Source organism: Serratia sp. CY33802, from assembly GCF_052169095.1.
GTDB lineage: Bacteria > Pseudomonadota > Gammaproteobacteria > Enterobacterales > Enterobacteriaceae > Serratia > Serratia bockelmannii.
The window spans coordinates 1,026,977-1,046,583 of record NZ_JBJNLL010000002.1 but is presented as its reverse complement, the minus strand read 5'-3'; the positions used below and the strand labels follow the sequence as shown (position 1 = coordinate 1,046,583).

Below are 19,607 nucleotides of genomic sequence, written 5' to 3'. Positions count from 1 at the left end.
ATGTGGTATTTTGCCTGGATTCTCGGAACGCTTCTTGCCTGCGCCTTCGGCATTATCACGGCGCTGGCGCTTGAGCAGAGCGAAGCGACCAAAGCTCAGCAAGACGGTAAGTGATGAGCTCGTCCGTGATTGACAAGCTGTACGCTGTCACCGACAAGGGCCCGATCCGGGCCCTTTCCCTGGTGCTGGCGTTGATTTTGGCGGGGTGCGTGTTCTGGGATCCGACGCGTTTCGCCGCCAAAACCAGCTCGCTGGAGATTTGGGAAGGGCTGTTGCTGATTTGGGCGGTGTGCGCCGGGGTGATCCACGGTTTCGGATTCCGCCCGCAGCGCAGCGTCTGGCGCGCTTTTTTCGCGCCGCTTCCCGCCATTGTGATCTTGTTCGCAGGATTACTTTACGTTTCTTTATAATCTCCCCGATGTCCCCTTGTTATGGGCCCTCACGGCCCATAATTATTTTCATTCCCATCTTGTAACCCATTCCCAACCCGATCCGTCTTGCGTATAGTAGCAGCGTTAAATTGCATTGCTGGGAAGTAGAGTGAGTAATACGTTGTTTCGATGGCCGGTTCGCGTTTACTACGAGGATACCGATGCCAGTGGTGTGGTCTATCACGCCCGCTACGTCGCCTTTTTTGAAAGAGCGCGCACAGAGATGCTGCGTCAGCACAACTTTCATCAACAGCAGCTGCTCAGTGAACAAGTCGCTTTTGTCGTCCGGCGCATGACGGTGGATTATCTGGCTCCGGCTCGTCTCGACGAGCAACTGGAGGTCCAGAGTGAAATCACCTGTCTGCGCGGGGCTTCTCTCACGTTTGCTCAACGCATTGTCAATTCTGACGGGGCCCTACTGAGCCAGGCAGATGTCCTGATTGCCTGTATTGATCCACACCAAATGAAGCCAAGAGCGCTTCCTAAGTCTATTGTCGCGGAGTTTAAGCAGTGACTGACATGAACATCCTAGATTTATTCTTGAAGGCGAGCCTGCTGGTTAAGCTTATCATGTTGATTTTGATATGCTTCTCGGTAGCCTCTTGGGCGATCATCATTCAGCGCACCCGCATCCTCAATGCGGCGACGCGTGACGCCGAAGCCTTTGAAGACAAATTCTGGTCCGGTATCGAGCTTTCCCGTCTGTACCAGGAAAGTCAGGCGCGTCGCGATAGCCTGACCGGTTCCGAGCAGATCTTCCATTCCGGCTTCAAAGAGTTCGCCCGCCTGCACCGCGCCAACAACCATGCGCCGGAGTCGGTGATCGAAGGGGCGTCGCGCGCGATGCGCATTTCGATGAACCGCGAGCTGGAAACGCTGGAAACCCATATTCCGTTCCTCGGCACCGTCGGTTCGATCAGCCCGTACATCGGCCTGTTCGGCACCGTGTGGGGGATCATGCACGCCTTTATCGCGCTGGGCGCGGTGAAACAAGCCACGCTGCAGATGGTAGCGCCGGGTATCGCCGAAGCGCTGATCGCCACCGCGATCGGTCTGTTCGCCGCTATCCCGGCGGTAATGGCCTACAACCGCCTCAACCAGCGCGTCAACAAGCTTGAGCAGAATTACGACAACTTTATGGAAGAGTTCACCGCTATTCTGCATCGTCAGGCCTTCTCCAGCGACAGCAAATAAGTAGGAGGTAGCATGGCGAGAGTACGTGGACGTAGTCGGCGCGAGCTGAAGTCCGAAATTAACATTGTTCCGCTGCTCGACGTGTTGCTGGTGCTGCTGCTGATCTTTATGGCAACCGCGCCAATCATCACGCAGAGCGTGGAGGTTGACCTGCCGGACGCCACCGATTCCAAAACGGTGTCCAGCGATGACAATCCGCCGGTGATCCTTGAGGTTTCCGGCGTAGGTCAATACACCCTGGTGGTGGATCACAACCGTATGGAGCTGCTGCCGCCTGAGCAAGTCGCGGCCGAAGCCAAGTCGCGTTTGGCGGCTAACCCGAAAACGGTCTTTTTGATCGGCGGTGCGAAGGAAGTCCCTTACGATGAGATTATCAAGGCATTGAATATTCTCCATCAGGCGGGCGTGGCTTCCGTGGGGCTGATGACCCAGCCGATCTGACCGTAAGGCGAACGGCAACCCGGTTCCTGCGCTGCGGCCCAGGAACCCCGTATAAGCAACACCAGTTTTTGGGAATCTATTTTGGTAAAGGCAACTGAGCAAAACGATAAGCTGAACCGCGCCGTTATTGTTTCGGTCGTTCTGCACTTCATATTGATTGCCCTGCTGATTTGGGGATCGCTGCAGGAAAAGGTCGACATGGGCGCCGGCGGTGGCGGTGATGGCACCGTGGTGGGCGCAGTGATGGTCGATCCTGGCGCGGTGGTGGAGCAATACAACCGCCAGCAGCAGCAGAGCAACGATGCGCAGCGTGCCGAGAAGCAGCGCCAGAAAAAGGCGGAGCAACAGGCCGAAGAGCTTCAGCAGAAGCAGGCGGAGCAGCAGCAGCGCCTGAAGGAGCTGGAGAAAGAGCGTTTGGCGGCGCAGGAGAAAGCTGCGCAGGACGCCAAGGCGCAGGCTGAGCAACAGCAGAAGGCAGCGGAGCAGCAGAAACAGGCCGCCGAGCAGCAAAAAGCGGCGGAAGCCGCCGCAGCCAAGGCCAAAGAGCAACAGAAGGTCGCCGAAGCCGCCGCCGCCAAGGCGAAGGCCGAAGCGGAAAAGGTCGCCAAGGCACAGGCGGACGCGCAGAAGAAAGCCGAAGCGGAAGCCAAGAAAGAAGCGGCCGCCGCTGCCGCCGCCAAGAAACAGGCGGAAGAGGCGAAGAAAGCCGCAGCTGCCGCCGCAGAGCAAAAAGCCGCAGAGGCCGCGGAGAAGAAAGCGGCCGCTGAAGCCGAGAAAAAAGCCGCAGCGGAAGCCGAGAAGAAGGCTGCCGCTGAGGCAGAGAAGAAAGCGGCCGCCGCTGAGAAAGCTGCGGCAGCCAAGAAAGCCGCTGCGGACGCCAAGAAGAAGGCCGCCGCTGAGGCTGCGAAACAATCGGATGAAGTTAGCGATCTGTTTGGCGGCCTGGCGGACGGCAAGAACGCGCCGAAGGGCGGCGGTGCCAAATCGAAAGGTGATGGTAAACCGGCCGGGCAGGGCAATGCCAAGGCGGCAGGCGCCAGCGGGGCGGATATCAATGGTTATATTGGGCAGGTTAAAAACGCGATTGAAAGCAAGTTCTATGACGCCAGTTCGTTCGCCGGAAAAACCTGTGACCTGCGTATCAAGCTGGCGCCGGACGGCCTGCTGATAAGTGTACAACCGGCGGGAGGCGATCCGGCATTGTGTCAGGCCGCGGTATCTGCCGCCAAGTTGGCGCATATACCGAAGCCGCCGAGCGATGCCGTTTATCAGCATGTTAAGAATGCTACCCTTGAATTCAAACCTTAATAATGGTTGTTTGAGCTGAGTAAGACCACAGGGATGTACTAAGGTAACCAACAGGGATTATGTAGTTTTACGTAAGTTGGTTTGTTAAAATTCTGCTAATTTATCGCAGGCATCCCGCCTGGATAAGGGAGATGAGATGAAGCAGGCATTTCGAGTAGCGCTAGGTTTTTTAATTCTGTGGGCGTCCGTGTTGCACGCGGAAGTTCGCATTGAAATCACCCAAGGGGTCGACTCCGCTCGCCCGATTGGCGTGGTGCCGTTTAAGTGGGCGGGCCCAGGCACGCCGCCGGAAGATATCGGCAAGATTGTCGGCGCGGATCTGCGCAACAGCGGCAAATTCAACCCGATCGACGTGGCGCGCATGCCGCAGCAACCGACCTCCGCGTCTGAAGTGACGCCGGCGGCCTGGACTGCATTGGGCATCGACGCCGTGGTTGTCGGCCAGGTTCAGCCTGGCGCCGACGGCAGCTACCTGATCTCCTACCAGCTGGTGGACACCTCGGGTTCGCCGGGCACCGTATTGGCGCAGAACCAGTATAAAGTGACCAAACAGTGGTTGCGTTATTCTGCCCATACCGCCAGCGACGAAGTGTTCGAGAAGCTGACCGGCATCAAGGGCGCGTTCCGTACCCGTATCGCCTACGTCGTGCAGACCAACGGGGGGAAATTCCCGTATGAGCTGCGCGTAGCGGATTACGACGGTTACAACCAGTTCACGGTGCACCGTTCGCCTGAGCCGCTGATGTCGCCGGCCTGGTCGCCGGACGGCAGCAAACTGGCTTACGTGACCTTCGAGAGCGGCCGTTCCGCGCTGGTGGTACAGACCCTGGCTAACGGCGCTATCCGCCAGATCGCCTCGTTCCCGCGCCACAACGGTGCGCCGGCGTTCTCTCCGGACGGCAGCAGGCTGGCGTTCGCGCTGTCCAAGAGCGGCAGCCTGAACCTGTACGTGATGAACCTCGGCTCCGGCCAAATCACGCAGCTGACCGATGGTCGCAACAACAACACCGAACCGACCTGGTTCCCGGATGGCCAGTCGCTGGCGTTTACCTCCGACCAGGGCGGGCGTCCGCAGATTTATAAAATCAGCGCCAGCGGCGGTGCCGCACAGCGTCTGACGTGGGAAGGCTCTCAGAACCAGGATTCTGAAGTCAGCTCCGACGGTAAATTCCTGGTGATGGTGAGCACCAACAGTGGTGCACAACACATCGCCAAACAAGATCTTGGATCGGGCGCCGTTCAGGTTTTGACCGGCACCTTCCTGGATGAAACGCCTAGTATTGCGCCAAACGGCACCATGGTGATCTATAGCTCCACGCAAGGTATGGGCTCCGTGCTGCAGTTGGTGTCAACTGATGGGCGTTTCAAAGCGCGTCTTCCGGCAACTGATGGACAGGTCAAATTCCCTGCCTGGTCGCCGTATCTGTGATGCATGTGTAAATATGTATGGCAAACTATAAAAGGATCAAAGAAATGCAACTGAACAAAGTGCTGAAAGGGCTTCTGCTGGCACTGCCAGTTCTGGCTGTAGCAGCTTGTAGTTCTAACAAAAGCGCGAACAACGACCAATCTGGTATGGGCGCTGGCACTGGTATGGAAAACGGCAGCAGCAACCTGTCTTCCGAAGAACAAGCTCGTCTGCAGATGCAAGAACTGCAGAAGAACAACATCGTTTACTTCGGCCTGGACAAGTATGACGTTAGCTCCGAATTCGCTCAGATGCTGGACGCGCACGCTGCATTCCTGCGTAACAACCCGTCTTACAAAGTGACCGTTGAAGGCCATGCTGACGAACGCGGCACGCCGGAATACAACATCGCTCTGGGTGAGCGCCGTGCTAACGCCGTTAAAATGTACCTGCAGGGTAAAGGCGTTTCCGCTGACCAGATCTCTATCGTTTCTTACGGTAAAGAAAAACCAGCAGTACTGGGCCACGACGAAGCGGCTTATGCTAAAAACCGTCGTGCCGTTCTGGTTTACTAAGAGAATCGCATGAACAGTAACTTCAGACGTCACCTGTTGAGTCTGTCGTTACTGGTTGGCGTAGCGGCCCCCTGGGCCGCTACTGCCCAAGCGCCAATCAGTAATGTCGGCTCCGGCTCGGTCGAAGACCGCGTCACCTCGCTTGAGCGCATCAGCAATGCTCAAGGCCAGCTTTTAAACCAACTCCAGCAACAACTCTCTGATAACCAACGCGACATTGATTCTCTCCGTGGGCAAATCCAGGAAAGTCAGTATCAGTTGAATCAGGTGGTTGAACGCCAGAAGCAAATCTATCAGCAGATGGATAGCCTCAGCCAGGGCGGCGCTCAGAGCGCCTCTGCGGCCGCGGGCGCTGCCGGTGGGGCAGCCGCAGGCGCATCTTCCGATGCGGGCAGCAGCGCGCCTGCAGCCGCGTCTGCAACGCCGAGCGGCGGTGATGAGAACAGCGACTACAACGCCGCTGTTTCTCTGGCGCTGGAAAAAAAACAGTATGACCAGGCGATTTCTGCCTTTCAGTCCTTCGTAAAACAGTACCCGAAGTCTACCTATCAGCCCAACGCCAATTATTGGCTGGGTCAGTTGTTCTACAACAAGGGCAAAAAAGACGACGCGGCCTACTATTTTGCGGTGGTGGTGAAGAATTACGCTAAATCACCGAAGGCGCCGGACGCCATGTACAAGGTGGGTATCATCATGCAGGAGAAAGGGCAGGCCGATAAAGCCAAAGCCGTGTTCCAGCAGGTGATTAAACAATACCCAACCAGTGCGGCGGCCAAACAGGCGAAAAGTCGCGTAGGCGGTTAACAGTCAGAAAAATGAGCCCAGAAGTTAGTCGATTTGACCGATTTCTGGGCTCATTCGCGTGAAGAACAAGCAGTTGAACGCATCGGTAAAAAATTTAGGTTGCGCTGCCAAGATAAATTAGTAATATATGCCGCCGTTGCCAAGACATCTTGCAAGATGTTAAAGCGGCAGGGAAATTGGGTCGTTAGCTCAGTTGGTAGAGCAGTTGACTTTTAATCAATTGGTCGCAGGTTCGAATCCTGCACGACCCACCAATTTTGAAGCAAGAAATGAAGTGGAATCGGGAAGGATAACATCACGAAGTGATGGCCCGTCAGGGCGAGGCTAAAGGCCGAGTCATCCTGCACGACCCACCAATTTCTGAAGTAGCAGTAACCACAACAGTGGGTGATTAGCTCAGTTGGTAGAGCATCTCCTTTACACGGAGGGGGTCGGCGGTTCGAGCCCGTCATCACCCACCACTGTTATGGGTCGTTAGCTCAGTTGGTAGAGCAGTTGACTTTTAATCAATTGGTCGCAGGTTCGAATCCTGCACGACCCACCATTCTTCGCGAATGGCTGCGATAGAGAATCGTAAAGGATGAGAACCGTAAAGGTTCGAGTCTCGCGCAGCGAGACAACATCACTCCGGTGATGGCCCGCAAGGGCGAGGCCAAAGGCCGAGTTATCCTGCACGACCCACCATTCTTTAAGAATGGCAGCTTCAGAATCGGTTTGATGTGGCAAGTAAAGGTCCGAGTCGAGTACCCGTCGAGTTGTCCTGAACATCCCCATCCTTGTTTTCCGCGAGTCGGTTCCAATAACCTATTCGCCATCAGCAGTAAACCACATCAGTGGGTCGTTAGCTCAGTTGGTAGAGCAGTTGACTTTTAATCAATTGGTCGCAGGTTCGAATCCTGCACGACCCACCACTCTTTGAGAGTGAAAATAGCAGTACCACAGCAGTGGGTGATTAGCTCAGTTGGTAGAGCATCTCCTTTACACGGAGGGGGTCGGCGGTTCGAGCCCGTCATCACCCACCACACTGCGGGTCGTTAGCTCAGTTGGTAGAGCAGTTGACTTTTAATCAATTGGTCGCAGGTTCGAATCCTGCACGACCCACCAATTCAGAAAAAAGCGCCTTTTGGCGCTTTTTTCGCATCTGCGCCCACCTGACTCTACCTTTATCTTCTTGCTGATATAGCCCACTGAGTCGTGCGGGTGAGATCCTGCGCTCAGGTTCGAGCATCGCGTAGCGATATGACAACGCGCAGCGTTGCCCGTAGGGTGAGGCCAAAGGCCGAATCAATCCTGCACGACCCACCCATTCAGAAAAAAGCGCCTTTTGGCGCTTTTTTCGTATCCGCATCACCGCAATCTGAATCCGCTGCTTTCTCGTTTCAACATGACACCGACTATCATCCCGCTCTTTTCTGAACGGCTATACGTTCTCCTCAGGCTGTTAATCCGCTGTGAACTGCGCGGCTAATGCCTATGTTTTTAATCTATTAAACATTGAGTGCGCAAAATTGAAAATATCAGCGGACTTTTCGCGCGATTTTAGGTATTTTGTTTAGTATATAAAACGAAGGGCGTTGCGGTAGGCGATATTCACGCGGCAGGCGCCCAGCCTAGCATGAGATTGCAGCGATGAGTGAAATGTTTGATGTCAATGCGGCGGTGTATCCCTTCCCGCCTAAACCGGTACCGCTGGACGTAGCCGAAAAAGCCTTTTATCGCGAGAAGATCAAAACCCTGCTCAAGCAGCGCAATGCGGTGATGGTCGCCCACTATTATACCGATCCGGAAATCCAGGCGCTGGCTGAAGAAACCGGCGGCTGCGTGGCAGATTCGCTGGAAATGGCGCGCTTCGGCAGCGCCCATCCGGCTTCCACGCTGTTGGTGGCCGGCGTGCGTTTCATGGGGGAAACCGCCAAAATCCTCAGCCCGGAAAAGCAGGTGCTGATGCCGACGCTGTTTGCCGAATGTTCGCTGGATCTGGGCTGCCCGGAAGAGGAGTTTCATGCGTTTTGCGACAGCCATCCCGATCGCACCGTGGTGGTCTATGCGAACACTTCGGCGGCGGTCAAAGCGCGCGCTGACTGGGTGGTGACCTCCAGCATCGCCGTCGAATTGATCGAGCATCTGGATAGCCTGGGCGAGAAGATCATCTGGGCGCCGGATCGTCATCTCGGCAGCTACGTGCAGAAGCAGACCGGCGCTGACGTGTTGTGTTGGCAAGGTGCCTGCATTGTCCATGACGAGTTCAAGACCCAGGCGCTGCGGCGCATGAAGGCGCTTTATCCGCAGGCGGCGATCCTGGTGCATCCCGAATCGCCTCAGGCGGTGGTCGAGCTGGCGGATGCGGTGGGCTCTACCAGCCAACTGATCCAGGCGGCGAAAACATTGCCGCATCAACAGCTGATTGTCGCCACCGATCGCGGTATCTTTTACAAGATGCAGCAGGCCTGCCCGGACAAAGAGTTATTCGAAGCACCGACCGCCGGAGAAGGCGCGACCTGCCGCAGCTGCGCGCATTGCCCGTGGATGGCGATGAATGGCCTGAAGGCAATTGCCGAAGGGCTGGAGCAGGGGGGCGCGCAGCATGAGATCCACGTGGACGCCGCGCTGCGTGAGAAGGCGCTGGTGCCGCTGAACCGCATGCTGGATTTCGCCGCTCAGCTTAAGATGCAGGTTAAAGGCAACGCTTAACCGTTTAAAAGGATGACCTCATGAGCTTCTTCAGTACCAGCAATATTCTGGTGCACATTCCGCTTGGTGCAGGCGGTTACGATCTGTCGTGGATCGAAGCTATCGGCACATTGTTCGGGTTGCTGTGCATCTGGTACGCCAGCAAGGAAAAAATCATCAACTACCTGTTCGGCCTGATCAACGTCACGCTGTTCGCGGTGATTTTCTTCCAGATCCAGCTGTACGCCAGCCTGCTGCTGCAGCTGTTTTTCTTCGGCGCCAATATTTACGGTTGGTATGCCTGGAGCCGCCAGACCCAGGATAATCAGGCCGAGCTGCAGATCCGCTGGCTGCCGCTGCCGAAAGCGTTGGCCTGGGCGGCGGTCTGCGTCATCGGCATCGGCCTGATGACCTTCAACATCGACCGCGTGTTCGCCTGGCTGACGCAGGTTGCGGTGGCGGTGATGCAAGGGCTGGGGCTGAACGTACAGATGCCGACGCTGCAGCCGGACGCCTTCCCGTTCTGGGATTCGGCGATGATGGTGCTCTCCATCGTGGCGATGATCCTGATGACGCGCAAGTACGTGGAAAACTGGCTGCTGTGGGTGGTTATTGATGTCATCAGCGTGGCGATCTTCGCCTACCAAGGGGTGTACGCGATGGCGCTGGAGTACGTCATTCTGACGCTGATCGCCCTGAACGGCTCCTGGCTGTGGATCAAGAGCGCTGGGCGCAACCGTTCCAATCCGCTCTCTTCCGCACCGTAACAACGCAGAGGGCGCCGTGGTGGCGCCCTCTTAGCTTAGTGGCGATGTCCCAGATGGGAATGCGCTTCGGCATGTGAGTGTTCACTCGGCTCCGGCGCCCGGTTGATACCGCAGTCCGGCGTCTCGCAGTGCTGGTACTCCATCTGAATGGTCACGTGGCCAATTTTGTAGTGTTCCAACAGATAAGCCTGAATGCGTTGCAACAGCCCATCGTGGTCATGCGGCGGGATCACCTGCGCATGCAGCGTCATCAGCTTTTGGTCGCCAATCTGCCAGACGTGTACGTGGTGGATGTTGCGCACTTCCGGGATATTCAGGCACAGGTCTTTTTGCAGCTTGGCGATGTCGATCTCCTGCGGCGTGCCTTCCAGCAGCTCGTGGAAGCTCTCCTTCAGCAGCCGCCAGGCGCTGCGCAGCACCAGGCAGGAGACCAGCACCGACAGGATCGGGTCAATCGGCGTCCAGCCGGTGGCGAGAATGACGATGGCGGCGACGATGGCGCCCACCGAGCCGAGCAGGTCGCCCAACACATGCAGCGCGGCGGCGCGCACGTTGATATTTTTCTCTTCGCTGCCGCGATGCAGCAGCCAGAAGGCGAACAGGTTCGCCAGTAGCCCCGCTATGGCGATGATCAGCATCGGGGTACCCATCACCGGCTGTGGTTCGAAGAAACGCCGTATCGCCTCCCACAGGATGAATACCACGATCACCAGCAGCGCCGCGGCGTTGAGGAAGGCCGCCAGGGTGGTCAGGCGCAGATAGCCGAAGGTGTGGCGCGCGTTGGGCTTGCGCTGGGAGAAATGTACCGCCATCAGCGCCACCAGCAGCGCGGCGGCATCGGTCAGCATGTGGCCGGCATCGGCTAACAGCGCCAGCGAGCCGGACAACAGGCCGCCGACCACCTCGGCCACCATAAAGACCGCGGTGACTAAAAAAGCGGTCAGTAGGCGTTTACTATTACTGTCTTTCGGCAGGTGTACGTGTGGAGTGTCCGACATTATTCATCCTTATGCATAGCGAAAGAGGGGGCGGCGGCGAGCAGAGCGTCCAGCTCCGGTTCTATCTGCGCCACTAACGCCTTTAATTTAGTATAAGCGGCGGCGGCAAGCTCGCCCCGACGTGCGGTATCCACCAGCTGCTGGCACAGCTGCGCGGCTTCCGGCAGCTGCAGCATCAGCAGGCTGCCCTTGATGCGGTGCGCCGCCTGCTCCAGGCGCGGCCAGTCGTGCGCGTCGACGGCGTCCGCGAGCCGCTGCCGGTCTTGCCGCAGCGTATCGCCGAGCGTCTGCGCCAGCCGCTGCAGCATGGCGCGATCGCCACCCGCCATTTCGGCCAGCGTTTGCCGCAGGTCAGTAAGGACTGACTTTTCTTCCTGAGCCTGCGGCTGTTGAGCCAATACCTGGCCGATCGCCGCCAGTGAAATCGGTTTGGTCAGGAAGTGGTCGATCGCCACCAGCCCCGGCGGGATGCGGGTAAACTCCTGCACGTCTGCCGAGCAGAGCACGATGCGGCAAGGCGGGCGCTGCAGCCGCTGTTCGTCGCGTCGGATCAGTCTGGCCAGCGTCAGGCCGTCCGGGCGCGGCATGTTATAGTCGATAAACAGCAGATCGAACGGCTGTCGGCGCTGGGCCTTCAGCAGCGCATAGCCTTGTTCGAAGCGGGCCGGCTGTAATCCGAAGTGGCGCAGTTGGCGTTCCATCAGCAACAGATTGGTGGGATGATCGTCGATCAGCGCGGTACGTAAGGCGGAAGACGGCAGAGCAAAGGTGCGCTCTGCCGGGGCGACAGCCGGCAGCGCGCCGCTCAGCTCGACCGGTATCGCGACCTTGACACGGGTACCGACGCCCGGCTGCGAGTGCAGTTCGATGCGGCCGCCCATCTGTTCGACGATTTCTTTGCAGATCGACAGCCCCAAACCGGTGCCCTGCACCGAGATGCGTTGCGCGCCGCGTGCACGGTAAAACGGTTGGAACAGCTTGCCTATCTCATCGGCGGCGATGCCGCAGCCGCTGTCGTTCACCGTCAGATGCAATTCCCCCTGCCGCTCATCCTGCGCGTGCCAGCCGACCTCGACCTGAATGGTGCCGCGCGGCGTGAACTTTATCGCGTTGTTTATCAAGTTATTAGCCACCTGAAGTAAACGCTCACCATCAATAATCACCGCCTCCGGCAGCGCCGGATCCGCCACTACGCTCAGCGTCAACGGCCGTTCGCCGATCAGCGGCCGGTAGAGGGCGTCGATGCGCGCGACCCAGGGGCGCAGCGCCACCGGTTTCGGCGCCAGCGTCAGCGAACCGGTTTCCAGCCGAGCGTGATCCTGCAGGTCGTTGAGCAGGTTGAGCAGCGAAGAGGCCGAGCTGTATATCACCGGCAGGCCTTCCTGCGCGGGTTGGCGTTTGAGCTCCAGTTCCAGCAGGCCGAGGATGGCGTGCATCGGCGTGCGCAACTCGTGGCTGACGGTGGCGAGGAATTTGCTCTTCATGCGGTTTTCCGCTTCGGCGCGGCGGCGCGCCTGCTCGAGCTCTTCGCGTTCGCGTTTTTCACGGCGCTGCAGCATGAAACGGCGCAGCGTCAGCGCCAACAGCAGCACGGTGGCGGCGGCCAGCAGCGCCAGCAGCCAGGTAGTCTGCGGTGGCATGCGGTTATCGTTCACCGCATCGATCAGGTTGCTGCGATCGACGATCCACTCGTCGCGCAGCGATTGCAGGGTGTCCGCCGGGATCTGCATCAGGTTCTTATCGAGGATTGCCAGTAGCAGCGTCTGATCGCGACGCACGCCGAAGGCCACCGGATAGGGGATATTGTTGGCGGCGAAGGCCAGTTTGATGGCGCCGGAATAGCGCGACAGCGCCAAAAAGTTGGCGGAAATGACGTTATCCACCAGCGCATCCAACTGGCCGTTGGCCAGCGCGTCGTACATCGACTTGCTGTCGGCGAAGCTGACGGTCTGCTCCTGTTCCGGTACCAGCCCCTGCGCCAAATCGCCCTGCAGCACGCCGATGCGCTTACCGGCCAAATCGCTCCAGGTTGAGATTCCGTTGGCGTATTGGCCGACGTAAACGCCCCACAGCGAACGGTGGATCGGCATGCTGGCGCCGTAGCGCGCCTTGACGCCGCGCGCCAGCGGCAGGGCGGCGCGGAAGCTGGCCTGGCCGGACTGCACCAGCTCATCGGCCTGCTCGGCGTTGCGCGCCCACAGCGGCGCGAAACGCAGTCCGGTGTTTTGCGCGATGATGTTGAGAATGTCGATGGCGTAGCCACGCGGCTGGCCGTCGGAGCCGCGGTAGGCGAACGGGAAGTTGTTCTCGATGGCGGCGTAGTAAACCACGCGGTGGCTCGCCACCCAGTTTTTCTCCATCGCCGTCAGATCGGCATTGCCGGTGTCGAGGTAGCTGGGGATCTTTTTGCTCCAGCGGCTCTGCAGGGCATTCATCAGCTCCATCGGCGCGTCGGCGATGGCGGTGTCCAGCGTGTCTATCAGGCGCGGATCGGCGGCGGCGAACACGAAGGAGAGGTTGCCCAGGTTCTCGTTGCTTTCAATCTGATAGAGCTGGCCGAGCTGCAGCTGGTCGATGATAAAGCTGGCGCTGGCCTCGTCGGCGATAAAGTAGTCGCTGCTGCCGTTGAGCAGCGAATAGACCGCCTGCAGGTTGTTGTCGTAGCGCTGGATCTGCGATGCCACCGCCTGCAGGGCGCCGCCGGACTGCATGTCGGTCAGCGCGCCGATCGCGACGCGGGCGTTGGCGGAATTGAGCATCACCGGCCGATCGTTGCTGCGATCGCGCAATACGCGCAGATTGCTGACGTAGTAGGGCTGAGAGATCTCCAGCCCGTGCAGCGCTTCACTCTGCGGGATGCCGTACAGCAGATCGACCTTGCCGTCGTGCAGCGCCTGCTCCAGCTGCGTCAGGTCGGCGAAGCCGTAAATGGCGAAGCGGATGCCGGTCACCTGCTGAATATAGCCGAGGTAGTCGGCGTTCAGCCCATACAGATCGTCGTCCACGATGATGTTGTATGGGCTGGTGTTCTCACTGATGATGCCGACGCGCAGCGTGCGATCGCGCCAGGGATTTTTCTCGCCGACGATCAGCATGTTCTCGGGGGTATTCAGGTTGCTGACCAACTGATAGCGCACCGGCTCCGCCGCCTGCGCCAGGCCGCACCACAGGATCAGCAGCAGCAGGGCGCGGCGCATCATGGCGCCAGCTCTTTAAACACCGCCACCAGCTCCAGCAGGTTGCCGGCGCCGGTTTTACGCTGGATGTTTTTTTTGTGCGTGCTGACGGTCTTGTTGCTGATGTGCAGCCGGTCGGCGATCTGCAGGTTGGACAGCCCCTGGCTCAGCAAGCCCAGCACCTCGAGCTCCTTGGGGGTGAGCTGCCCGCCGTCCGCCGTCGGCGGCTCTTCGGCCAGCGCGGCGGCGGGGAAGCGGGTTTCACCGTCCAGCACCTGCTCGATCGCCTGCACCAACTCCGCCAGCGAGCTGCCTTTATTGACGAAACCGTCGGCGCCGGCGGCATGCGCCATGCGCGCATAGACATCGGCTTCCTGCGCGGTATAGATCAGGATTTTTTGTTGCGGATAGCGGCGGCGGATTTTTTTCAACAGCTGCAGCCCGTCGGCCTGCGGCAGGCCGATATCCAGGATCACCAGGCCAAAAGCGGCCTCGGCCAGCAGGGCCAGCGCCTGTACGTCATCCTGTGCCGCCTGCAGGCGGTAGGGGCGGGATGATTTCATTAGCGCCGCTTCCAGTGCGACATGAACCACCGGGTGGTCATCAACTAATAGCAGAGAGGGCATGTTCAACTCGGGTCACTTTATATTCTGATCGCTAGCATAGCGAAAAAGGAGGCTCTGCGCTCGCCAGATGAAACAGCACAATCTGCTGTTAATTTGGCGGTTCCAGCGGTGGGGGGCAAAGGTGATTTACAGCGCCATTCTCACAGGCTAGATTGTTGGGATCTACACCGTTACGCACTGCGAAATACCCCACGATACCGAATGGAAAAGCTATGAATTACCAAAACGACGATTTACGCATTAATGATATTAAGGAACTCCTGCCGCCGGTGGCTTTGCTGGAGAAATTCCCGGCCACTGAACGCGCGGCAAAGACGGTGTCCCAGGCCCGCAGCGCAATTCACAATATCCTCCGCGGCAGCGACGATCGCCTGCTGGTGGTGATTGGCCCTTGCTCCATCCATGATACCCAAGCCGCCAAAGAGTACGCGGGGCGCCTGCTGGCGCTGCGTGAAGAACTGAGCGGCGAGCTGGAAGTGGTGATGCGCGTGTACTTCGAAAAACCGCGCACCACCGTGGGCTGGAAAGGCCTGATCAACGATCCGCAAATGGACAACAGCTTCAACATCAACGACGGCCTGCGCCTGGCGCGCAAGCTGCTGGTGGAGATTAACGACAGCGGCCTGCCGGCCGCCGGCGAATTCCTCGACATGATCACGCCGCAGTACCTGGCGGATCTGATGAGCTGGGGCGCCATCGGCGCGCGCACCACGGAATCGCAGGTGCACCGTGAGCTGGCTTCCGGCCTTTCTTGCCCGGTCGGCTTCAAGAACGGCACCGACGGCACCATCAAGGTGGCGATCGACGCTATCAACGCCGCCGGCGCGCCGCACTGCTTCCTCTCGGTGACTAAATGGGGCCACTCGGCGATTGTTAACACCAGCGGCAACGGCGACTGCCACATTATCCTGCGCGGCGGCAAAGAGCCGAACTACAGCGCGGCGCACGTGAAGGACGTCAAAGCCGGTCTGAGCAAAGCCGGGCTGCCGGCGCAGGTGATGATCGACTTCAGCCATGCCAACAGCAGCAAACAGTTCAAAAAGCAGATGGACGTGAGCGCCGATGTTTGCGGGCAAATTGGCGGCGGTGAAAAAGCGATTATCGGCGTGATGATCGAAAGCCATCTGGTGGAAGGCAACCAGAGCCTCGAAAGCGGCGAACCGCTGGTTTACGGCAAGAGCGTCACCGACGGCTGCATCGGCTGGCAGGATACCGAAACCGTGCTGCGCGATCTGGCGGCGGCGGTGAAAGCGCGCCGCGGTTAATCGCGTAAAGAAGGGCTCGCCAGCGGGCCCTTTTCTATTTATCTTAAATTCTTATATCTCCTGTCAATTTAAGGCCTACAGTTAATAGGCTTATTAAATCATTAAGCGACCGTCTTCGCATTATTCCTATTTAATAAAAGAATAATTGTCACCGCTCTCGGCATTGTGCTTATATAAGACGCTTTTTTATTCCACAAACTCCGCATGACGAATAAGCGGGGAGTGGTATGACCTATTCCTTTCAGGACGAAAGAATTATGACAAGTAATACCTCGCAGCCGCTGGGGCTGCACCGGATTAAATTCCATGGGAAAGGTGGTGAGTACTTCGCTATTTGGTTAGTCAACGCGTTATTGACGGCTCTGACCCTGGGCATCTATTCCGCCTGGGCGACGGTGCGTCGTCGTCGCTATTTTTACGGCAACACGGAATTGGACGGCGATCGTTTCGATTATCATGCACAACCGCTGCAAATTCTGAAAGGGCGGCTGTTGGTGATCGGCGGCATCATCGTGTTTTATATCTTGCTGGCGATAACGCCTCTGCTGGGGCTGCTGGCTTTGCTGGTGTTGCTCGCCCTGTTGCCGTGGATCGTTATCCGCAGCTGGCGTTACAATGCGATTATGTCGAGCTATCGCGGCGTGCGTTTTAATTATGTCTGCCGCACCGGGCGCGCCTATTGGGCTTTACTGTTCTGCCCGTTATTGCTGATTATCGGGCTGTATGTCGGTCTGATCGTCTTGCTCGGCATTGGCAGCGGTCTTGGCAGCATCAACGCCATTGCTTTTATGCTGGTGCTGACGCTGATTTTGGCCGTGCCGGCATTTGCGGCGGTAAACGGCATTATTAGCGCACTGCAGCATGACTTGTACGTTAATAACCTGTTTTTCGGGAAGACACCATTTATTGCCGAACTGAAGAAATCGGCCTTTATCAAATTTGCCTTGGTTGGCCTGCTCATATTCCTGCCGTTCATGTTGGTCGCGCTGGTGTGCATCGGTTCGTTCTTCCTTACCCTCTATCAGATGGTGTTGATGGGCATGTTGACCAATGAAGCCATTGATGTGCTGGTGCTGGACAATATCAGCAGCCTGCTGCTGATGATGGTGGTGCTGCTGATCGGCGCCCTGGTGGCCAGCAGTTACCAGGTTGTCGCCCAACGCAACTACCTGTTTAACCAGGCAAGGCTGAACGGCGACATCAAGCTGCATTCCTCAATGAAAACGATGCCGTACATGGGATTGTTGATCACCAATACCCTGATTACCCTGTTCTCGCTCGGTTTGGCGGCGCCGGTGGCGGAAGTGCGCCATGCCCGTTATCTGGCGGCCTGCACGGCGGTTGAAGGCGATTTGGCGCTGCTGAACATTACTGCGCATCAGGAAACTGCCAACAGCGCGGTGGCCGAAGAAGCGGTGCAGGCGCTGGATCTGGGCGGCAGCTTCTGAGGCGCCGATGATCCTTGAAGGCGCTTATCAATTGCCGGGGCGGGCCGCACGTGAGGCGGCCCGTTTACTGGTGAACGAAAGCGGCGAAGGCGTGACGCTGCAGCGGCAGGATGAACAGCGTTACATCCCGCTGGCGGACATCACCGTTTCTGCCGCGCTGGGCAATATTCCGCTGACGCTCACCTTTAGCGACGGTGCGCGCTTTGTGCCGGATGACGATGCGGCCTTTCGCCGCTGGTTCTATCAGCGCCGTTCGCCGGGGTGGGTACATCGGCTGGAACGCCATAAACGCGGCGTTGCCCTGGCGCTGCTGATGACGCTGCTGGCGGTAGTGGCTTACGTTTACGTGGTGCTGCCGTGGGCGAGCAGCGAGATCGCCATGCGCATCCCCACCTCGGTGGAACAGACGCTGGGCGAGCATACACAGACGTTTTTGGACCAGAGCGGCTTCGCGCCCTCCGCACTCCCGGTCGAGAGGCAGCAGGCGTTGCAACAGCTGTTCCGGCAGGTGATGCCGCCTGAGATGCGCCAGGAGCGCACGCCGCTGTCGCTGAAGTTGATGGCGGCGCCCGGTGCGCCGAACGCCTTTATGTTGCCAGACGGCACGCTGGTGCTCAGCGATGAGCTGGTCACTTTGTCGAAAAACGACGATGGCTTGGCGGCGGTGATGCTGCACGAAATGGGGCATCACGCTTATCGTCATCCGATGCGCATGCTGGTGCGTTCGTCACTGGTGGCGTTGACGCTGATGTGGATGACGGGTGACGTCAGCGGCATCGGCGACACGTTGCTGCAGTCCGCGTCCTTCGTGAATGAGATGCAGTTTTCTCGCGGGATGGAGCGTGAGGCCGATGCGTTTGCGATAGCGGAAATGCAGCGCCAGGGGCGTTCGCTGGCGGAAATGGCGGCGATCTATCGCGCGTTGGCGCAGGCGCCTGAACGAGAAAAGACCGATGACTGGGCGCTGCCGGCCTGGCTCAGCACCCATCCGGCGATGCAGGAACGGCTGGACGCGGTGAATGAGGCGATGGCGCAGCAGCCGCGATAGTAATAAAAAAGCCCCCGGTTTTCACCGGGGGCTTTTTCGTTAACGGGCGAAATTACTTCGCTTTACCCTGGTTCGCCACGGCGGCCGCTTTTGCAGCGATTTCGTCGGCGTTACCCAGGTAGTAACGTTTGGTTGGCTTGAAGTTCTCATCGAACTCATACACCAACGGCACGCCGGTTGGGATGTTCAGTTCGAGGATTTCGTCTTCGCTCAGGTTATCCAGGTATTTCACCAGCGCGCGCAGCGAGTTGCCGTGTGCTGCAACGATCACGCGCTCGCCGCTCTTGATGCGTGGCAGGATCTCTTCGTCCCAGTAAGGGATAACGCGATCGATGGTCAGCGCCAGGCTCTCGGTCAGCGGCAGCTCTTGTTCGGTCAGGGAGGCGTAGCGCGGATCGTGGCCAGGGTAACGTTCGTCTTCTTTGGTCAGCTCAGGTGGGGTCACCGCGAAGCCGCGACGCCATTGCTTCACCTGCTCGTCGCCGTATTTTTCAGCGGTTTCGGCTTTGTTCAGACCCTGCAGCGCACCGTAGTGACGTTCGTTCAGCTTCCAGGATTTTTCGGTTGGCAACCAGGCCTGATCCAGCTCGTCGAGGATGTTCCACAGGGTGTGGATCGCGCGCTTCAGTACGGAGGTGTAAGCGAAGTCGAAAGTGAAACCTTCTTCTTTCAACAGCTTGCCTGCGGCTTTCGCTTCGGTGCGGCCCTTGTCGGACAGATCAACATCATACCAACCGGTGAAGCGGTTTTCTTGGTTCCACTGGCTTTCGCCGTGACGCACCAGAACCAGCTTAGTTACAGCCATAGCTTAACTCCTTAATAATCTGACATTTCAATGATAACGAAAATCATTATATTGCCGCGGGCCGGGGCTCGGCAATCGATAGTGTCTAACCATAGCCAATTTCTTGCCGCAAAGTAAGGGCTGGCGAAAGGAAAAAGCTGAATCGTTCAGGCTGGCGCTGTGAGGGGGAAACGGCGCGCCGAAATCGCTCCGGGCGCGCCGTGGCGTGGGGGAAATCAGGCCGATTTTTTCAGGCAGTTGCTCATGAAGGTTTTACGCGCGTCGCCCTTCAGATCCTTGGTCTTGGCGTCGGCGTTGCAGCTTTTCATTTTCTGCTGCTGCGGCGTCAGGGTTTTGCCCGCCGCGGCGGAGCCTTCGGATTTCAGACAGGTGCTCATGAAGGTGGAGCGATCGGCGCCTTTCAGCGATTTGGTGGATGCCTGCTGGTTGCAATCGGTCATGCGTTTCTGTTGGGCGGCCTGCGCCGGAGAAGGCGTTTTCGTCGCCGTCGTCGCGTCGGCCGCCATCAGATTGATGCTCAGCATTAAGCCCGCCAGCAATGGAAGTGCAGTAATCAGACGCATAGGTGTTCCTTCAGCTATTGATTGGCCGCCATCGGCCGAAAATGGTGACGTTGCACAAGGCGTTGTGCTTATCACGGTAG

19 protein-coding genes, 6 tRNA genes and 2 other RNA genes are annotated in these 19,607 nt (G+C 58.2%); 22 read left to right on the top strand and 5 right to left on the bottom strand.

Annotated elements, in window-relative coordinates; genetic code table 11:
* From cydX to pnuC, 19 genes are all read left to right on the top strand, one after another.
* Nucleotides 1–114, top strand: coding sequence for a cytochrome bd-I oxidase subunit CydX (gene cydX / locus ACJ8HA_RS11625; protein WP_004939868.1), 114 nt, complete (start codon nt 1–3; stop codon nt 112–114).
* The gene (gene ybgE, locus ACJ8HA_RS11620; RefSeq protein WP_025301885.1) at nt 114–410 is read left to right on the top strand and encodes a cyd operon protein YbgE; all 297 of its coding nucleotides are present in this window, start codon (nt 114–116) and stop codon (nt 408–410) included. Before cydX ends, ybgE begins: the two co-directional genes overlap by 1 nt.
* A gap of 130 nt (nt 411–540) precedes the next feature.
* Complete coding sequence (ybgC, locus tag ACJ8HA_RS11615) at nt 541–945, top strand: tol-pal system-associated acyl-CoA thioesterase (RefSeq protein ID WP_025160034.1); 405 nt, start codon at nt 541–543, stop codon at nt 943–945.
* Nucleotides 942–1,625 (top strand): Tol-Pal system protein TolQ, encoded by a 684-nt coding sequence (tolQ, locus tag ACJ8HA_RS11610; RefSeq protein WP_004939862.1) that lies wholly within the window; start codon nt 942–944, stop codon nt 1,623–1,625. The genes ybgC and tolQ overlap by 4 nt, the downstream gene beginning before the upstream one ends.
* Before the next feature lie 12 nt (nt 1,626–1,637).
* A complete protein-coding gene (gene tolR, locus ACJ8HA_RS11605) occupies nt 1,638–2,066 on the top strand; it encodes a colicin uptake protein TolR (protein ID WP_004939859.1) in 429 nt (142 codons plus the stop codon).
* A gap of 81 nt (nt 2,067–2,147) precedes the next feature.
* A complete protein-coding gene (gene tolA / locus ACJ8HA_RS11600; protein ID WP_025301886.1) occupies nt 2,148–3,374 on the top strand; it encodes a cell envelope integrity protein TolA in 1,227 nt (408 codons plus the stop codon).
* A gap of 136 nt (nt 3,375–3,510) precedes the next feature.
* Nucleotides 3,511–4,803, top strand: coding sequence for a Tol-Pal system beta propeller repeat protein TolB (gene tolB, locus ACJ8HA_RS11595; protein ID WP_025301887.1), 1,293 nt, complete (start codon nt 3,511–3,513; stop codon nt 4,801–4,803).
* 44 nt (nt 4,804–4,847) lie between these two features.
* Complete coding sequence (gene pal, locus ACJ8HA_RS11590) at nt 4,848–5,357, top strand: peptidoglycan-associated lipoprotein Pal (protein ID WP_025160033.1); 510 nt, start codon at nt 4,848–4,850, stop codon at nt 5,355–5,357.
* A gap of 9 nt (nt 5,358–5,366) precedes the next feature.
* Nucleotides 5,367–6,161 carry a cell division protein CpoB gene (cpoB, locus tag ACJ8HA_RS11585; protein ID WP_004939852.1) on the top strand — a complete coding sequence of 265 codons (795 nt, stop codon included), beginning with the start codon at nt 5,367–5,369 and terminating at the stop codon, nt 6,159–6,161.
* Between the two features lie 178 nt (nt 6,162–6,339).
* Nucleotides 6,340–6,415: transfer RNA gene (locus tag ACJ8HA_RS11580), tRNA-Lys, on the top strand.
* A gap of 131 nt (nt 6,416–6,546) precedes the next feature.
* Nucleotides 6,547–6,622, top strand: a tRNA-Val gene (locus tag ACJ8HA_RS11575).
* A gap of 7 nt (nt 6,623–6,629) precedes the next feature.
* Nucleotides 6,630–6,705, top strand: a tRNA-Lys gene (locus tag ACJ8HA_RS11570).
* Between the two features lie 15 nt (nt 6,706–6,720).
* Nucleotides 6,721–6,845, top strand: a non-coding RNA gene (locus ACJ8HA_RS11565) — RtT sRNA.
* A gap of 151 nt (nt 6,846–6,996) precedes the next feature.
* Nucleotides 6,997–7,072: transfer RNA gene (locus ACJ8HA_RS11560), tRNA-Lys, on the top strand.
* Between the two features lie 35 nt (nt 7,073–7,107).
* Nucleotides 7,108–7,183, top strand: a tRNA-Val gene (locus ACJ8HA_RS11555).
* Nucleotides 7,184–7,189: 6 nt separating this feature from the next.
* A tRNA-Lys gene (locus ACJ8HA_RS11550) sits at nt 7,190–7,265 on the top strand.
* A gap of 76 nt (nt 7,266–7,341) precedes the next feature.
* Nucleotides 7,342–7,466, top strand: a non-coding RNA gene (locus ACJ8HA_RS11545) — RtT sRNA.
* 324 nt (nt 7,467–7,790) lie between these two features.
* On the top strand, nt 7,791–8,852 hold the full coding sequence (gene nadA, locus ACJ8HA_RS11540) for a quinolinate synthase NadA (RefSeq protein WP_015376982.1): 1,062 nt from the start codon (nt 7,791–7,793) through the stop codon (nt 8,850–8,852).
* A gap of 20 nt (nt 8,853–8,872) precedes the next feature.
* Entirely contained in the window at nt 8,873–9,598 is a 726-nt protein-coding gene (gene pnuC, locus ACJ8HA_RS11535) for a nicotinamide riboside transporter PnuC (protein ID WP_025301889.1), read from the top strand.
* Between the two features lie 35 nt (nt 9,599–9,633).
* On the opposite strand, the gene zitB is transcribed toward pnuC, so the two are convergent.
* From zitB to ACJ8HA_RS11520, 3 genes are read right to left on the bottom strand one after another with little or no spacing between them, the layout of a single operon-like run.
* The gene (gene zitB, locus ACJ8HA_RS11530) at nt 9,634–10,596 is read right to left on the bottom strand and encodes a CDF family zinc transporter ZitB (protein WP_049208985.1); all 963 of its coding nucleotides are present in this window, start codon (nt 10,594–10,596) and stop codon (nt 9,634–9,636) included.
* A complete protein-coding gene (locus tag ACJ8HA_RS11525) occupies nt 10,596–13,796 on the bottom strand; it encodes an ATP-binding protein (protein WP_442515349.1) in 3,201 nt (1,066 codons plus the stop codon). The genes zitB and ACJ8HA_RS11525 overlap by 1 nt, the downstream gene beginning before the upstream one ends.
* The gene (locus ACJ8HA_RS11520) at nt 13,793–14,398 is read right to left on the bottom strand and encodes a response regulator transcription factor (protein WP_025301892.1); all 606 of its coding nucleotides are present in this window, start codon (nt 14,396–14,398) and stop codon (nt 13,793–13,795) included. Before ACJ8HA_RS11520 ends, ACJ8HA_RS11525 begins: the two co-directional genes overlap by 4 nt.
* A gap of 212 nt (nt 14,399–14,610) precedes the next feature.
* On the opposite strand from ACJ8HA_RS11520, the gene aroG reads away from it, so the two are divergent.
* The 3 genes from aroG to ACJ8HA_RS11505 all read left to right on the top strand — a co-directional run bounded on the left by aroG (nt 14,611) and on the right by ACJ8HA_RS11505 (nt 18,159).
* Nucleotides 14,611–15,663, top strand: coding sequence for a 3-deoxy-7-phosphoheptulonate synthase AroG (aroG, locus tag ACJ8HA_RS11515; RefSeq protein ID WP_025301893.1), 1,053 nt, complete (start codon nt 14,611–14,613; stop codon nt 15,661–15,663).
* A 257-nt stretch (nt 15,664–15,920) separates the two neighbouring features.
* The gene (locus ACJ8HA_RS11510) at nt 15,921–17,111 is read left to right on the top strand and encodes a YjgN family protein (RefSeq protein ID WP_025301894.1); all 1,191 of its coding nucleotides are present in this window, start codon (nt 15,921–15,923) and stop codon (nt 17,109–17,111) included.
* Nucleotides 17,112–17,118: 7 nt separating this feature from the next.
* The gene (locus ACJ8HA_RS11505; protein ID WP_197770556.1) at nt 17,119–18,159 is read left to right on the top strand and encodes a M48 family metallopeptidase; all 1,041 of its coding nucleotides are present in this window, start codon (nt 17,119–17,121) and stop codon (nt 18,157–18,159) included.
* Between the two features lie 52 nt (nt 18,160–18,211).
* Here ACJ8HA_RS11505 and gpmA read toward each other — a convergent pair whose 3' ends face one another.
* Both gpmA and ACJ8HA_RS11495 read right to left on the bottom strand, forming a co-directional pair.
* Nucleotides 18,212–18,964, bottom strand: a complete 753-nt coding sequence (gene gpmA / locus ACJ8HA_RS11500) for a 2,3-diphosphoglycerate-dependent phosphoglycerate mutase (protein ID WP_004939834.1) — start codon at nt 18,962–18,964, stop codon at nt 18,212–18,214.
* A 215-nt stretch (nt 18,965–19,179) separates the two neighbouring features.
* Nucleotides 19,180–19,527, bottom strand: coding sequence for a PsiF family protein (locus ACJ8HA_RS11495; protein ID WP_442515348.1), 348 nt, complete (start codon nt 19,525–19,527; stop codon nt 19,180–19,182).
* Nucleotides 19,528–19,607: the final 80 nt, after the last annotated feature.

Coding starts and splice junctions, on each gene's coding strand:
- cydX (WP_004939868.1), top strand. CDS start 1: ATGTGGTATTTTGCCTGGATTCTCGGAACGCTTCTTGCCTGCGCCTTC.
- ybgE (WP_025301885.1), top strand. CDS start 114: ATGAGCTCGTCCGTGATTGACAAGCTGTACGCTGTCACCGACAAGGGC.
- tolR (WP_004939859.1), top strand. CDS start 1,638: ATGGCGAGAGTACGTGGACGTAGTCGGCGCGAGCTGAAGTCCGAAATT.
- tolB (WP_025301887.1), top strand. CDS start 3,511: ATGAAGCAGGCATTTCGAGTAGCGCTAGGTTTTTTAATTCTGTGGGCG.
- pal (WP_025160033.1), top strand. CDS start 4,848: ATGCAACTGAACAAAGTGCTGAAAGGGCTTCTGCTGGCACTGCCAGTT.
- cpoB (WP_004939852.1), top strand. CDS start 5,367: ATGAACAGTAACTTCAGACGTCACCTGTTGAGTCTGTCGTTACTGGTT.
- nadA (WP_015376982.1), top strand. CDS start 7,791: ATGAGTGAAATGTTTGATGTCAATGCGGCGGTGTATCCCTTCCCGCCT.
- pnuC (WP_025301889.1), top strand. CDS start 8,873: ATGAGCTTCTTCAGTACCAGCAATATTCTGGTGCACATTCCGCTTGGT.
- zitB (WP_049208985.1), bottom strand. CDS start 10,596: ATGTCGGACACTCCACACGTACACCTGCCGAAAGACAGTAATAGTAAA.
- ACJ8HA_RS11525 (WP_442515349.1), bottom strand. CDS start 13,796: ATGATGCGCCGCGCCCTGCTGCTGCTGATCCTGTGGTGCGGCCTGGCG.
- ACJ8HA_RS11520 (WP_025301892.1), bottom strand. CDS start 14,398: ATGCCCTCTCTGCTATTAGTTGATGACCACCCGGTGGTTCATGTCGCA.
- aroG (WP_025301893.1), top strand. CDS start 14,611: ATGAATTACCAAAACGACGATTTACGCATTAATGATATTAAGGAACTC.
- ACJ8HA_RS11510 (WP_025301894.1), top strand. CDS start 15,921: ATGACAAGTAATACCTCGCAGCCGCTGGGGCTGCACCGGATTAAATTC.
- ACJ8HA_RS11505 (WP_197770556.1), top strand. CDS start 17,119: ATGATCCTTGAAGGCGCTTATCAATTGCCGGGGCGGGCCGCACGTGAG.
- gpmA (WP_004939834.1), bottom strand. CDS start 18,964: ATGGCTGTAACTAAGCTGGTTCTGGTGCGTCACGGCGAAAGCCAGTGG.
- ACJ8HA_RS11495 (WP_442515348.1), bottom strand. CDS start 19,527: ATGCGTCTGATTACTGCACTTCCATTGCTGGCGGGCTTAATGCTGAGC.